Origin of the sequence: Allorhizocola rhizosphaerae (assembly GCF_003426775.1) — a bacterium.
Taxonomy (GTDB): Bacteria; Actinomycetota; Actinomycetes; order Mycobacteriales; family Micromonosporaceae; genus Allorhizocola; species Allorhizocola rhizosphaerae.
In genome coordinates this window covers 13,752-28,503 of sequence record NZ_QJUG01000105.1, presented here as the reverse complement: position 1 = coordinate 28,503, position 14,752 = coordinate 13,752, and the positions used below count along the sequence as shown (strand labels likewise).

Annotated in this window: 8 protein-coding genes; 6 read left to right on the top strand and 2 right to left on the bottom strand. The window is 68.5% G+C overall.

Annotated features, from left to right (window positions below; genetic code table 11):
* From DM816_RS45895 to DM816_RS22595, 4 genes are all read left to right on the top strand, one after another.
* Positions 1-128, top strand: a 128-nt coding sequence (locus DM816_RS45895) for an integrase core domain-containing protein (RefSeq protein ID WP_162907721.1), incomplete at its 5' end; no start/stop codon positions are given.
* Positions 129-599: 471 nt separating this feature from the next.
* Positions 600-1,001: a hypothetical protein gene (locus DM816_RS22605; protein WP_117212343.1), complete on the top strand. Its 402-nt coding sequence runs from the start codon at positions 600-602 to the stop codon at positions 999-1,001.
* 757 nt (positions 1,002-1,758) lie between these two features.
* On the top strand, positions 1,759-4,587 hold the full coding sequence (locus tag DM816_RS22600) for a CHAT domain-containing protein (RefSeq protein WP_117212342.1): 2,829 nt from the start codon (positions 1,759-1,761) through the stop codon (positions 4,585-4,587).
* A gap of 258 nt (positions 4,588-4,845) precedes the next feature.
* A complete protein-coding gene (locus tag DM816_RS22595; protein ID WP_117212341.1) occupies positions 4,846-5,121 on the top strand; it encodes a hypothetical protein in 276 nt (91 codons plus the stop codon).
* On the opposite strand, the gene DM816_RS22590 is transcribed toward DM816_RS22595, so the two are convergent.
* Positions 5,102-8,845 carry a CHAT domain-containing tetratricopeptide repeat protein gene (locus DM816_RS22590; RefSeq protein ID WP_117212340.1) on the bottom strand — a complete coding sequence of 1,248 codons (3,744 nt, stop codon included), beginning with the start codon at positions 8,843-8,845 and terminating at the stop codon, positions 5,102-5,104. The genes DM816_RS22595 and DM816_RS22590 overlap by 20 nt on opposite strands.
* A gap of 68 nt (positions 8,846-8,913) precedes the next feature.
* Between DM816_RS22590 and DM816_RS22585 the strand changes: the two genes are divergently transcribed.
* Together DM816_RS22585 and DM816_RS22580 are read left to right on the top strand one after the other, a co-directional pair.
* On the top strand, positions 8,914-11,625 hold the full coding sequence (locus DM816_RS22585; protein WP_117212339.1) for a CHAT domain-containing protein: 2,712 nt from the start codon (positions 8,914-8,916) through the stop codon (positions 11,623-11,625).
* A gap of 11 nt (positions 11,626-11,636) precedes the next feature.
* The gene (locus DM816_RS22580) at positions 11,637-13,109 is read left to right on the top strand and encodes a hypothetical protein (protein WP_117212338.1); all 1,473 of its coding nucleotides are present in this window, start codon (positions 11,637-11,639) and stop codon (positions 13,107-13,109) included.
* 70 nt (positions 13,110-13,179) lie between these two features.
* Here DM816_RS22580 and DM816_RS22575 read toward each other — a convergent pair whose 3' ends face one another.
* Positions 13,180-14,745, bottom strand: a complete 1,566-nt coding sequence (locus tag DM816_RS22575; protein WP_117212337.1) for an AAA family ATPase — start codon at positions 14,743-14,745, stop codon at positions 13,180-13,182.
* Positions 14,746-14,752: the final 7 nt, after the last annotated feature.

Below are 14,752 nucleotides of genomic sequence, written 5' to 3'. Positions count from 1 at the left end.
CAGAGGACTGGCGAATCGAGTACAACACGTACAGACCCCACGGCTCGCTGGACGGCCTCACCCCCGAGGCGTTCCGTCAGCAGTGGATCAACAACCACGAAGAACTCTCATCGGTTGTGGACCAATAATCGGGGTCCAGTCACGGGCGCCATCCGCATCTATTGCTTATTAGGCGTTGGTGCGCTTGACCTTCGGGGCGGCCTAGAAACCGTCGCAGTCTTCGACGTCGAGGCGTTCGATGAGCTCTTCGCCGACCTGGTCCGCGTGAACGACGAAGCACCGTGCTTCGCGTCGGCACAGCCCAGCCAACCGCCCACATTCCGTTCACGAGCGAAGTGATCGAGGAGCTCTGCGCAACGGCTCGCCTCGCACCAGAGACAGACATGAGCCTGCGCAAGGCCTGGACATACCGCTAACTGCTGTTGGGCAGTTGAGCCATCCGCGATATGCGCGAGGGGCGAAGGTCAGCGCTTAACACGGCCCCGAAGAGCAAAAACTCCTAAAGCCATCCGGCGTTGCCGTGACGTGCCCGGAAGGGCCGAGTACAGCAGCCTATCCTCTCGGAAGCAGGCCGCTATCAGAGGAGCGAGGGACGCCACGTGGTTGAGCCGACGGAGACGACGGTCCTGGATCTCACGGACCCGCACTACGGCCATGATCACTTCCGGATCATCCTCAAACCTCCGTACGGCAGCCAGGTCGCAGACCAGCGGCACCGCGACTGGCAGGATGCGACCTTCGACGTCGAGGCCTACCCGTTCGCCGCTCGTTGCGAGACGACACTGAACGGCCGAGAGGTCGTCCAGGTGCTCGATCTGATCCAGCGCTTCTGGGCCGGCGAGGATGTGGAGTTCGACGAGGACCAGCAGTTCCGTTTCGCATTGCAACGCCTCAGCGGGGAAGACGAGGGTTTGGTCCTTGTGACAACGACCCTGACCACCGAAGGCGGCCCATATCCGGAACTTCGCTTCGAAATCCGGTTGCCGGAGTCCGAGGACTGACACCCTCACCTCCATGCTTAACCCAGGCTCTCGCCGAGCTTGCGGAGAGCATCCCGCGGGCCTCGTCGGTCACCTGCGTGTCGACCTCTATCGTGATCGAGATCTGCGCGTGCCTCATGATCTGCTGCGCCACCCGAGGATGCGCACGTAGGGTGCACCTTCGAACTTTGCCGATTCCTTGCTGAACCTCGGGCCCGCGGCGAGCGATTGAACCGAGCATCTCTCGCATCCCGTAGCCTGCCTGGGTTTACGTCTTGATCGGTCTTGTCCGCATGCGACGCGGGCGCCACGATCCCGTCCTTGAGCTACCCGGTCAGCGTGGAGGCGATACTGGTGCCGCACCGGCATCCCCGCGTCTGATAACTGTGACATTAGGTACGGAGCACCAGTTATGTCCGATGGAACTCCGCCCAGTTGACTGGTGGAGTGGTCATATTTTCAACCGTGCGTATTCGCTGATCATGAAGGCGTCCCGGATCGTGCTGCAGAACAACAGATTCGGCGGGACCCGCCGCCTGGCAGGCGGCGGTGCAGATCGATGAAGTTGATGAAACTGCTCAGTTGGACCAGGTGAAGCCGGCTGGGGCCGGCCAACACGGCCGCGACGGCGGCCAGCAATGCGGTGATGGCGGCCAAGATTAAGGTGCGCAGACGCATGATGATCCGCTCCTGCGATCGAGCGTGCCTGTCTGGGCGCAGCCTACCGAAGCCTCCTCCGCGACTGCACCACCGTCGATGCTGTCCGTCAGGATTCGGTATGACGCAAAGGCCCGGGGCCGACCCGTTGGGGGCCGCGATCGAACGCACGACTTCGATGCTGCGGAAGATGCCCGCGCAGTGCTCGGTGGTCTGGCGCTTCGCCCGGTGCTGGTTGCTGATCAACCGGTACGAGCACGGCGGTGCCGTGACCGCGGACCTGGAAGAGGCGTACCAGGAGTTCCGGCGGCTACCCGAGGACGCGCCCGGCCGCGAGCGGCTGGCGGCGGAGATCGTCGGCGCGCAGCTGCGCCGCGGTGTCGTCAACCGGGAAGATTTGCTGGAGCGCAACAAACTTCTGGCCGCGATCGCCGACCGGGACCCTCACCCGACCGGCGAGTGGCGGGCCACCGCGGCGGTCGTCCGGGCGTACGACTTGACCTTCGCCGCGATCAACGCGACACCAGGCTTTGACCTGGAGGGCGCGCGGGCCGAGCTCGAAGGCCTGGCGGGCCTGACGGCGGGCTTCGAGCCGCAGGCGACGGTTTTTGAGGCCGCCCGGTTCGGCCTGACCGGCCTGAAGACAGTCGAGCGCGGCGACGCGCGGGAGCTCAGTGAGCAGGGTCGGCAGGTGCGGGTCCTGGTCGAGAGGTTGAACGCTCAGGGGATCGGCAACGCGAATTTCGAGGTGTTCGAGTCGATGGCCGGCATGATCGATCGGCTCGACCATCACGACGTCGACGCGGCGACCGGTTTGTACGAGCGCGGCCAGCAGTTGGCCGGGATGATTCCGGCCGGCCACCCGGCCCGGGCGATGCTGGCGGATGCGTTGGGTCAGATGGAAAAGCTCCTGCCGCAGATCGCACCGGACTGGGTGCCCTCCGAGCCGCCGGCGCCACCGCCGCCACCGGTGACGCTTGCCCCTCCGGGGGCGGACTCGTCGCCGTTGGGACGGGCGAGCCAGCTTTCGATTGCGGCCCTGCAACGGCTGATGGCGGTGGACGGCTCGGCCGTGGGCCAGACTCAGGCGATCGACGATCTGGCGCGCGCGGTGGAGTTGTCCGCCGGCACGCCCTTGCAGGCGATGTACCTGTTGACGCTGGCGTGCGGGCTGCTGGCGCGCTACGAGGCCGCGCACCGGCGGGAGGATCTGAAGCAAGCCACCAGCCTGCTGGAGCGGGCAAGGGCGGAGACGGGCTCGGAGCTCGATCTGATCTGGACGTTGTGCGCCAACCCTTTGGCCCACGCCTACAGGCTGGCGGGGCGGCGTGAGCTGGGTCGCCGGACAGCCCTGGAAGGTCTGCGCGGCCACGCCTGGAACACGTTGCTCCAGCAGAGCACGATGATGAACGACTTCATGCTGTCCTCGGCGCCGGCGGACGCCGTTGACGTGGCTAGGTGGTGTCTGAGCGACGGGGACTCCGGCGGCGCGGCAGCCGCGCTCGACGCCGGCCGGGCGCAGCGCCTGTATGCGGCCATCGAGTGGCGTGATGTGGAGGATCGGCTGCGTTCGGTCGGGCAATCCGCGCTGGCGCAGCGGTGGCGCGACGCGTCGCGGGGCAACCCGATGGGTGCGCCCATGGAGCTGCGCCGGGAAGTAATGAATGTCCTAATAGGACGATCGGGGGAGTCGCGAGCCATGACCTCGGCCCAGATCCTGGATCCGCCGACCCCGCACGAGATCAGGGCGGCGCTGACCCGACTTGGCCTGGACGCCCTGGTGTATCTCATGGCGGGCGACGCCGCGTTCGGCGCCGCCGTTGTAGTGCCCGCTCAGGAGCCGATAACCCATGTCATCCTGCCCGACCTCAACAGTGCCATGGTGCGGCAGATGGATGCCAGGATCGCAGCTGTATCAAGGGAACTGGCCGACGCCGGCGAACGGGGGCGGCGAGGGCTGCGGGATCTCGCGGCCGAGTCGGAGTCCAGGCTGGAGACGGTGTGCCGGTGGGCGTGGTCGGGTGCCATCGGCCCGATGCTCAACCGGCATCTCAGCTTGCCCGAGGGCCGACCCTTGCGCCTGGCGTTGATCCCGATGGACGAACTGACCCGCATCCCCTGGCATGCCGCGATGCGCGAGGCCGGCGGGCGCAGGGAGTATGCCATCGACAAAATCAGTTTCTCGTACGCGCCATCGGCCCGCCTGCTTTGCGAGACCGCCTGGCGGACAGCCGTGCCGATCGACGACCGCGGGCTGGTCGTGGCGGACCCCAACACCGGCGGCCTCGCCCCCGACCTGCCTGCGGCGCGTGCCGAAGCACGGGCGATCCGGGAGAGCTTTTACCCCAGGGCTCGCCTGCTGGGCCGGGAGCCGGACGGCACGGACTGCGCTGACGGCGAGGGCACGATGGGGCAGGTCACCTCCTGGTTTACCGATCCGGACGCCGGAACGATGACGCATCTTGCCGTGCACGGCGAAGCGCTGGGCCCGGGCAAGCGTGCGGCGCGACCGGACGCGTCGTCGTACCTCCTGCTGGCCGGTGCACCGCCGGGCCGCTTCAGCGCTGAACAGGTCATCGGCACGCTCACGCAGCCGGGCAACCGCGACATCGCCTTGGCCGTCCTGGCCGGTTGCCGCACGGGCGAGTCCACCGAGGGATGGGACGAGGCGTTCAGCATCGGGACCGCGTTGCTGGCCTCCGGAGTGCGGACCGTGATCAGTTCGCAGTGGAGCGTGCCCGACAACCCGACCTCGATCATGATGTACCTGTTCCACCATTATCTGCGATCCGAAGGACTGGCGCCCGGGGTCGCCCTGCGTGAGGCCCAGCTCGCGATGATCGAAGGGCGGTTGCCGGACAGCCTTCCCGAGTCGCTGCGCGCACACGCCGGTGCGCTGGAAACCGCGGAGATCGTTAACTGGGCGGGCTTTTTCCACAGCGGGCATTGACCGACCCGCCGTCTCTTGCGGGGCACGCCGTAAAGTCGGCTGTAAGTGTCGAGAGGCCACCTCGCCGTGGCGGATCGGCCAGCCGGTGAAGCCGAACGCTCTCGACCTGGGTTGATAGGTCAATGATGTCTGGCGGCCCAGGTCTGGCCGTGGGGCGAGGTTTGGAGAAGGATCTATTGCCGTGGACGCCTTTCTCGGCCGCCACCGAAACGGCCACGATGAGTAACACTCCTCATCCGCAAAGGAGCCGTTGCTTCCATGACGGACCTTCACGAACACCTTGCCGCACAGGGGCTCCGAATTGTCCCACGTCAGACCACCGGCCGCGAGGGCAAGGTACAGGAGCTTGCCATGCTGGCGCTGGAGATCCTCGAGGCGCGGCTCGCCGCGGGCGACGAAGCCGCGGCCACCGTGAATGAGGTGGTCGAAGCCGCATTCGGTGGGGCCTGCGCTGACATAGGACGTGTCGGTACGGCGATCCTGTGCTCCATCGACGGGGATGGCACCCGGCCGGCTACCGCCCCAGGTGGGTGAAGGCCGCCCAGGAAACGGCATCGGCGCATTCGGGACGGCCTGCCGAGTCGCGAAGCGACACCGGCATGCCGTCCACCACCGTCCGGTCCGGATCGAGCATCCACAGCTGAGCACGGTGCAACGCGTCGATCGGCGTGCACGACTCGACATTGAGAAAGTGATGCACCATGTACATCAGGACGGAGGTGCCCTCGTCGGGCACCGGCCAAAGGGTGCCGAAGACCGTGTGGGCTCCGGCCGACAGGAACGCGGTGGCGAGGCTAAACGCCTCGTCGTAGTCGGCACCGGTCACGTTGGTGGTGCAGGCGGCGAGAAAGACCCGGTGTGGCACCAGCGCCGCCAGGCGGGAGACCTCGATCAGCCGCCGGGCGGTGAGTCTGCCTCCGGCGAGGACCAGGTGGGCGTCGGCCGGGCTGGCGGTGTCCACCTTGGCGTGACATGCGAAGTGCAGAGTTGATCGCGCCGCGTCCGCGGAGACCAGCCAACGCACGACCTCCTCCGGCGAGCCGGGACCGGCGGCCTGTTTGTGCGGACGGCCGAGATAGCGACCGTACGGGTAGAATCTCTCGTGTATCGCCCGCGCCTCAGCGCCCGCGAACGGAAGGTCGCCAAGCGGGTCGCCGATCACCAGAGCCCCGGCCACCGGCTCGACCGGGTGGCCGGCCGTCGCACAGAACATCCGGGCCGAGACGCTGTACGAGAATGCGATGTCCTGGACCGCATAACGCCGCTCCCGTCCGGCCCGCATGTACGCGGCATGCCACGGCACGAGCGCCAGCGACCCCATCGGGATGAGGACCAAGCGGGCCGGGCTCCCCACACCCCAGTCGCGGACACGGTCCACGATCGCCTGCATCGCCGCCGACCACGCCCACTGGCACAGCTCGTCGAGGCGCTGGCTCGACGTCGGCGGGTCAGCGGCGTCCGCGGTGAGGTCGCGCCCGGCACGCGGATGCCGTGCATAAGCCGCCAGAGGTTCATCGGCCCGCAGATCCGGCAGCGCGAGAGTCTCGATCGCACCCGACGCGGGAACGATAATGGCCGCACCGGACGCCGTGTCCGTTGAGGGAACGAGGTAGACGAGACCGTTGAAGCCGGTGGCGGAGAGGGCCGCCCGGATCTGATCGGTGCTCACGAGCGGGAGCAGGCCGGAGTCGGTGTGCCCGGCTTCGTCGAGCGCCCGCAGCACCCGCGACCGGAGGTCGTCGGGGAACTCGGCGCCCTCGGCCACGGCGGGCAGGGGATCGCCGGTGATCTGGTTGCGGCCGAGCCCGGTGCTCTCACTCCACTCGCGGGCCAGATCGTGGTGTCCAAGGTCCGCCAGCAGGCGGGCCACGTCGCGGGAAGCGGTGGCGCTGCTGAGCACCAGACCACGCCCGGCGTCCAGGACCGCGACCGCCTCCTCGTAGGCGCCGTCCTCAAGGCACCAGCCGGCGAACTTGCTGGCGACCGCGGAGGCCTGCCGGGCGGACACGATGGCGTAATCCGTACCGGATTGAAGCAGGACCCGCCGCGCGTGCGCCCGCAGCGTCTCCACGCCCAGCCGCCGCCCGCGCTCGCAGCCGTCGGGACGCCCGGTGCGGCGCAGGCCTTCGGCGAGTACGGCGCAAGCACTCGCCCACAACGGATGCCACGGTTCGAGGCCGGTGACGACCTCCTCGAACCAGCGCACGCTGCGGGTAGCCGCGGCGACGTCGCCGGGGTCGCGGCGCGTGACCTCAAGCTCGCCCGCGCCGGCGAAGGCCGCGGCGACGACCCGCATCACCTGTCCCTGAGGAATCCGGCCTACGAGTTCCGTCGCCTGTGCGACGGCGGCACGCAGCTCGTCGAGCCCAAGGTCGGCGGCGACCATCCGGTTGGCCGTGTCCACCAGCGGCTGGATCATTCCCAGGCCATCGCTGGGGGCGGATAACCGGCTTATCAACTCGGCCACCGCAGGCGGTAGCATGAGGTCGATGCCGTCAGCGGCCTGCGGGTTGCCTTGAGCCGCACGGTCGTGGGCCAAAAGCGTGGCTCTCATCGCGTCGAGCAGGTGGGCATGTTCGGTTTCGCTCACCGTCAGCCCTTGCAGGGCTACCCTGGCGGCACGTGCGGCCCTGATATCGCCGAACCTGCTCGCGCGGTTACGAAGCGCGAACGGCAGTAGCTGCCGAGGAAGTCCGGCCATCTCCTCGGTGCGGTCCGCGACCGCAGCGCGCAGCAGTTCCCCGACGCCGCTGTCGCCCCGCGAGCGGAAGTTCAGGCTGTCGCGAAGCAACTGTACGGACCCGCGGATGGCGTGGATGAGTCCATGCCAGCCAGGCGGCGCGTTACCCAGCTCCAAGGCGAGCGCGGTCAGATCGAGGATCCCCTCGATGTCCAGGTTGGCGATGGGAGCATTGACGGCCATCTTGGCCAGCGCCACCATGCCGGCAAGCATCGCGCGCACCTCGAATGTGGCGCCGTGCTCGCTGTCGAGGGCGGCGGTCGCCTGTTCCGTGCCGTGTCGAAGCCTGGCACTGATCGGCTGCACCTGGTTCAGCTCGAACAGAAAGAGAATCCGGTGGACGTGGAGCTCCAGCGTGATGGTGCCGTCCGGCGGTCGCTGCTCGAGCGACATGTCAAGGCTGTCTGCGGCGCGGGCGAGACTGCGGGGGTCGTCTTCCAGCTGCCAGTGAAGGTGGTGGGCCTGCCCGAGCAGGAACCAGTCGAGCCACAAGTCCTCGGCCCCCGTTGCCGCCTCTGCGGTCGCCAACTCGAGCAGGCGGATCGCCTCCGGCAGGTCCGACGCCTTGCCGGTCAGCTCGGCGCGTTGGCGAAGCAGGTCACCGCACATGTTGGCGGGCCAAGGTGCTTCGTGCACATCGAGCGCGCGCCGCCAGTGCGTGATCGCCTGGTCAAGGTCGGCCGGATTCTCGTCCCTCGTCCAGCGTAGCTGGAACGCTTGCGCCAGTGTGCATTCCAGCTCCAGCCGGTCCGCGCCCGCCTCGGCGCAGACCCCGCTAAGCCACTGGCCGGTCGCGATGGCGAGGTCGATGCTCGACGCGTCGTCGTCCAACGCGCCGCGCCGCCGGTAGCCGTCGACCAGCCACGCACCCGCGAGGACGTAACGCGGACTGTCCTGCGACAGGGCGTCGAGCGCCGTCGCGAGCAGGTCGATCGCCGCATCGAGATGGGCTCGGCCGCCTCCGGTCTCGAAGCAGGCGATGTTCGCCAGCCCGAGCAGCAGCCGGGCATAGCCGGCGGAGACCGGGTCGTCGCTGACCGGCACCGAACCTATGGCGTGCAAGACCTCTCGCGCGTCGGCCACGGCGGTCGCGGCGTCGGCCGCCGGGTCGCAGCGGACCTCGTAATACTGGTCCCAGTACGCGTCCATGAGTAGCAACGCCGCATCGTCACGCTTGGGATCACCTTCAGGGACCAGGACAAGTAGGCGCTCGAACCAGTGGACCGCGCGGTCGTAGCCGAGCGCGGAGTCTAAGCGGTCGGCCCGGGAGGAGTGGCCGGTGCCGAGCGCGCAGCACCAGTACGCCATGTCCTGGTGGTAAGGCGCCGCGTCGGCCGCGGCGGCGAGGTGATCGATCGCGCGGTCGAGCGACTCGGGCGCGCCGCGCAACTCGTACGCCTCAAGGTGGGCTTCGCCCAGCATCCCCAGCAGTCCGGGCAGGTCGGTGCCGTCCGGCGGGTCGTCGCGGAGCGACGTCAAGCCGGCGATGCGCTCATCGAGGGTGGGCTCGTTGTCCACAACCGCTCCTGACGGACCCGTCCGTCAGATATCGGCTGGAGCCGGGCGACACGGAGGTGAGGGCGGGAGTGACCGTTGAGCAGTACGACGCGACCCAGAGATGCCGCGTTGCCGTGCAGCGGGCGCTGGCCGGTGACGGCGGTGCCGACTTGCAGGCGGCCGTTGAGGAGGTGCTCGGGTTACCGGTCGACCACACGCACCGCGCCCGCTGGGCCGCAGACCTGATCGCCGCGTTCATCATGCGGCCCTTCGACTCGATCCACAGCTACCTCGGCCGGATGGGTGAACTTCTGGACGCCGCCGACCGCGACCCCCCGCTGACGCCCGAGTGGACCGGGCAAAGGTTTGTCGCACAGGCGATGTCGCTGATGTACGACGCCGGCTTCGGCCCAGTGGAAGGCCTCGACGCGGTGCGGGTCGCCGCGCGCCGCCTCGCGGAGCAGGTCGCCGATCCGCGGGTGACCGGTCTGGTGCAGGCTATCGAGACACTGGTCGCCACGAGGCTCGCCTTCGAGCAGGGCAATGAGAGCGCCATCCAGAAGCTGCCGGAGATGGCGGCGAGCCTCGGCGAGGCCTTCGCCGATGACCCCAGGGTGGCGGAACTGAGGCAACTACTGGTGCACGGGGCCCAGGCCTTTGCCGCGAACCAGCGCGGAGACGTTGCCTCGGCGATGCGCGAGTTCGGCCGTCTACAGGAGCTGATCGGCGGCCTGTCGCCGGAGCATCCGATGGCGAATCTGTTGAGCCAGTCGGCTTTGCCACTCGCATCGTTGTCGCGTTACGTCGGCGAGGACGGCGTACTGGCCGCCGCCCACACCACCAACGAGGAGTTGGAGGCGATCGCCGGGCTGAGCGAGCTGCACGGCGTCGGACCGGTGGTCGGCGGCCTGACCGCGGGCATGGCCTCCCTCGGGCTCGGCACCGAAACCGACCCGGGCCGCATCGAACAGGGCATCGCCCATCTGCGCGAGAGCGTCGCCGCGACCCCGCCGGGTCACCCACAGCGTGCCATCTGCCTGGCCTCGCTGGCGTTGGGCCTGTTCCGCCGCAGCGAGAACCTGGGCACCACCGAAGGGCTGGCCGAGGCGAAGGTGCTGCTTGAGGAGGCACGGGATCTGCTCGGCAGCCCGCAGCATCCGCAATGGTCGTTCGTCAATGACCTGCTTTCGGGCATCCGCCAGCGAAGCGGGGACTTCTCCGGCATCTGGGAGGCCGGAATCGCGGCGCAGCGCGGCTACGCGTGGCGCGTGCTTCTTGAGACCGATATCGGCGGTGCGCAGGTCTCGGTGCGCAGCGCGGCCAAGGACGCCGTGGACATCGCCCGGCGCTGCATCACCTATGGCGATCCCGGTGATGCCTTGCGGGCCTTGGATTTCGGGCGAGGTTTGATGCTGTCCGCCGCCACACATCTGCATCGCATCCCGGCCCGGCTTGAGGCGGCCGGCCACGCCGACCTCGCCCACCTGTGGTCGCAAAACGGTACACCGCCGGAAGATCTGCGCCGGCGGGTGCTGGAGGTGCTGACGAATCAGTCGGGCACGGATCTGTTGGACCCGCCGGCGTTGCAGGAGATCCAGTCCGCTCTGGCGCGGCTGGAGGCGGACGCGCTGGTCTATCTCGTTCCGATGGGGCCGCCGCACGGAGGGCTGGCGGTGATGATGCCCGCGGTGGGACCGCCAGCCTTCATGCCTTTGCCGCACCTCGATCTCGGCGAGGGGACGGATGTCGAGCGGTACCTGTCGACACTGTCCACACGCGACAGTGTGGACAGTGTGCGCGATTTGCCGGCGGAGGACGATCAGGAGTTGGCCTATCGGCTGGACGCTCTGTGCGACTGGGCGTGGCGGGTGGCGATGGGGCCGCTGCTGGAAGGTTACCTGCCGAGCCTTCCGGCCCGGCCGGATGGACTGGTGCCCCGGATCGTGTTGATCGCCATGGGGGACCTGGCCCGCGTACCTTGGCATGCCGCCCGGCGCAAGGACGGGGTGTACGCGGTCCAGCTCGCCGCGATCTCCCAGGCGGTCTCGGCGCGTCTGCTGTGCGACAACGCCGCGCTGCCCCCGGTGTCGCTGAACTCTACCGGACTGATCGTCGCGGACCCCGACACCGGCAAGCGCGGGAGTCCTCTGCGTTCGGCGAGACTCGAGGCGTACGCCGTCCGCCGCTCCTTCTACCGCGCCGCCCGTTACCTGGGGCGGCGGCCCGAGGACCGGCAAAACGCATCAGGCGCAGGCACCGCCGAGGAGGTGCGTACGTGGCTCCGCAATCGCAGCCCAGCGGCGGGCGCCATGCTTCATCTTGCCTGCCATGGCTATTTCAAGACCGGATCGCAGGCCGTTGCTCATCTGCTGCTGGCCGGCGAAGGTAAAGACGATGCCAGTGAACTGAGCGTGGTCGAGCTGGTGGATCTGCTGGCCGCGACGCCCGACCGGGTCATCGGGCTGGTCGTGCTGGCCGCCTGTAACAGCGGCCGGGCCGTCTACGGCTATGACGAGGCATACAGCTTGGGGACGGGCTTCCTGGCGGGCGGGGTGCGGTCGGTGCTGTCCACGCAGTGGAGCGTGCCAGACGTCGCCACGTCGTGGCTGATGTACCTGTTCCACCACTTCCTGCGTCACGACGGGTTGCCGCCGTGGAAGGCGTTGCGCGAGGCGCAGATGTGGATGCTCGACCCGGCACGTACGGTGCCGACCGGCATGCCTGAGGAGCTGGTCCCGGGGCCGAATGACGACCCCGCCCACGTGCTCAACTGGGCGGGATTCATCCACTATGGACAGTAGTAGGGGGAAAGGTGTCAAAGGAAGTCATCGCTCGGCTGCGAGCGGAGCTTGATCTGCTGGCGGGGCCGGCCCGGCTGCCGGTCCTGGTCCAGCTGGGTCAGGCGCTGATTGGCGAGTACCAGAAAACGGGCGCGGGGACCCCAGCGGCCAAACCCGACCTGGACGCCTCGATCGACGCCCTCAACGAGGCATACGGCCATACGCAGCTCGACGATCCGATGCGAGGCATGGTGGCGGCCCTCCTCGGCTACCAGTTGTCGATCCGCTTCGCCGCGCACGGCGGATCCGAGCGTGACCGTGACACCGCCATCCACGTGCTGGAGGAGGCGCTGTCCTTTCCCAACCTGACACCGGTGATGCGCGGCATGACCCTGTTGATGCTCGGGCAGACCTACCTGGCCAAGGCCTCGGTCTACCTGCAGGTCTCGGGGTTCGGGCTGCCGGCCCTCAGCCCAGGCGGCACACCGGCGCAGGGCGTGGCCGACGTTGACCGGGCGGTCACACACCTGCGCGAACTCGCCGACGGGCCACCGCTGAACGAGCAGATGATCAGTGGTGCCAGGACGCTGCTGGAAATGGCCGAGGTCCTGCGGACCGTGCTGACCGCGGCGGGCGGGGGTCCGCTTGGAGCGGACATCGGCCGCCTTTCGGGCGCCTTGGCTACGATGCAGAACCTGACCGGGCGGATGAGGCAAGGCGCGCAGGGATACGGTCTGTCTCCCACCGGCATTCCCTCACTGGCGGCACTACTGGCGACGGATCCACAGGAACGCCCGCTCCCATACGTTCAGGGCGCCGCACCCGTTGCGCCGCAGGTGGTTCCGGCCGCACCCGTTGCGCCGCCGGCACCGGCCGTGGGCGACCTGCGGCGCAAGTTGCATGAAATGCTGCCCGGCCACGGCGACAGCAACGGCGCGGTGTGGCTGTCCGCGGCCCGGTTGCTGTTGTCCGGCACGCCGCCACTGGACATCACGACCGTGGACGACATGGTGGCGCTTGCTTCGACGCTCGTGGAGGGGGCGCCCGCGTCGAGGGGATCCGAGCAGGAGCGGGTGGGACACGCGGTCGACGCGTACATCCTTGCCGTCGCTTTCCTTCTGCGGGACCGCCTCGACGAATCCTCGGAGGGTGAGGACCGCCGGGCCGGCGCGGAGGAGTTGCTTTCGGCGGCGCGCGACATCCCGCTCGACCATCCGGCCGCAACCGTCATCTTGCGCAGTCTTGGCGCGTTCCTTGACCAGGACCGGCCGATGGACGGGGTGCTCAGCACGGTCGCGGGCGGGTTCGCGGACCGGCTCGACGGCGCGCTCGCGGTGGGAGGGCAGGAACCGGCCGATCTCGTTGCCCTGCATGCCTTGCGCTGCCTGTGCCTGGCGGAGCGGGCGCTGGCGGACCTGCGTCGGGCAGCAGGCTCGGTTCCGGCCGAATATCCGTGGCTGGCAACGATCAAAGCCGCGGGCCGGCTCGCCGGATCCCCCCAGTAGGGAGAAAGAAGTCGGCGGGACCGGCCCGGAGAACCCGGAAGCCGGTCCCGCCGACCTTGTGCGTCGCACCTCAGCTTCCCATCACGAGAACCCGGCGTCCCGTCGGTGGCTGCCCGGGGGCCGTGGCCGCGGGCGCTCGTCCGGCCGCCACCGCCCGGTCGCGTCCCCAGGCCCGGATGTCCTCGATCTGCTCCGGATTGCTGCGGCTCAACGGCATGGTGTTGGCGAACGCGTCGAGGATGAAGTCCTCGCGCAGGTGCTCGACGCCGCCGTTGAGCAGCACCTCCGCGCCCACGTCGTGCAATGCCGACTCGATGTCCGATCCGGCGAAACCCTCGGACAGGCTGGCCAACTTGTCGACGAGCTCCACCGTGGGCTCGCGGCCGACGTACCGTTTGAAGTACAGCTGGATAATCTCGCGCCGGTCCTCGATGTCGGGAAGGTCGACGAAGAACATCTCGTCAAAGCGGCCTTTGCGCAACAGTTCAGGCGGCAGCGAGCGTACGTCGTTGGAGGTGGCCACCACGAACACCCGGGAGCGGGATTCCTGTAGCCAGAACAGGAACTGCCCGATCAGCCGTCGGCCCACACCGGTGCTGTCGTTCTGGCCCGCCAGGCCCTTCTCGATCTCGTCGATCCAAAGCACGCACGGCGCCACCCGGTCGGCGGTGTCGAGCGCCTCGCGCAGCCGGTTCTCGGACTGGCCGACATACTGGCCGAGGATGGTCGCCAGGTCCAGGCGGTAAAGCGGCAGGTTCCACTCACCGGCGATCGCCTTGGCGGACAAGGATTTTCCACATCCTGGGACGCCGACCAGCAGGACGCCGCGAGGCGGTCGCAGGTGCGTTTCCCGCAGGTCCGCCACCATCAGCTGATGCTTGCGCCGCAGCCAGCCGCGCAGGCTGGTCAGCCCGCCCACCTGGTGGTCGGCTGCCTTCAACGCCACGCGCTCCAGCCCGGCGAGGTCGCCGAAGTGCTTGTCCTTGAAGTGGCCGACGGCTTCGACGTCCTGCTTCTCGATGGATCCCTTGGCCACCAGGGTGGCCATCACGTTGACCGCGGTCCCCTCGGGCACGCCCACCAGGAACTCCGATGCCCGCCGCGCGTCGTTCTCCGACCAGGCGATGGGGACCACCCCGCGGTGGTCGCCGAGGAATGTGACGATGGTGTCGTACATCTCCTGCGCATCGGGCAGGTCCAGCCGCAGGCTCATGCCCAGGCGCTGAAGGCCGCTCCACAATGGCGTGTCGGTAATGAGCACGATGCTGCCGGAGTTGCCGTCGGCGAGCCGGGCCAGCTCAGCGAAGTGGCGACTGGCGGTGTTGTCGTCGGAGAGGTCGTCCGGGTCGACGAAGACAAACGTCGACTGCGCCCGGTTGGTGAACTGGCCCGCCGCGTAGTCCATCGCCCCGACCAGCGATCGGTCGTCGCCGACCTGGGCGTTGGTGCGCAGGTCGCGCAGGCCGGTAGCTCTGGTGTAAATCCAGAACGGCAGCGCGGCCCGCCGCGGCCCGGTCGCCTCCTTGTGTACGAGCCGGACCGCCCGTACCTGCTCGATGCTGCGCACGCCGATGAGCGGTACGCGTGCCGTCAGGTACGCGTCCAGATCCCGGCCGCATTCGGTGAAGTTCGACATGTTGCTC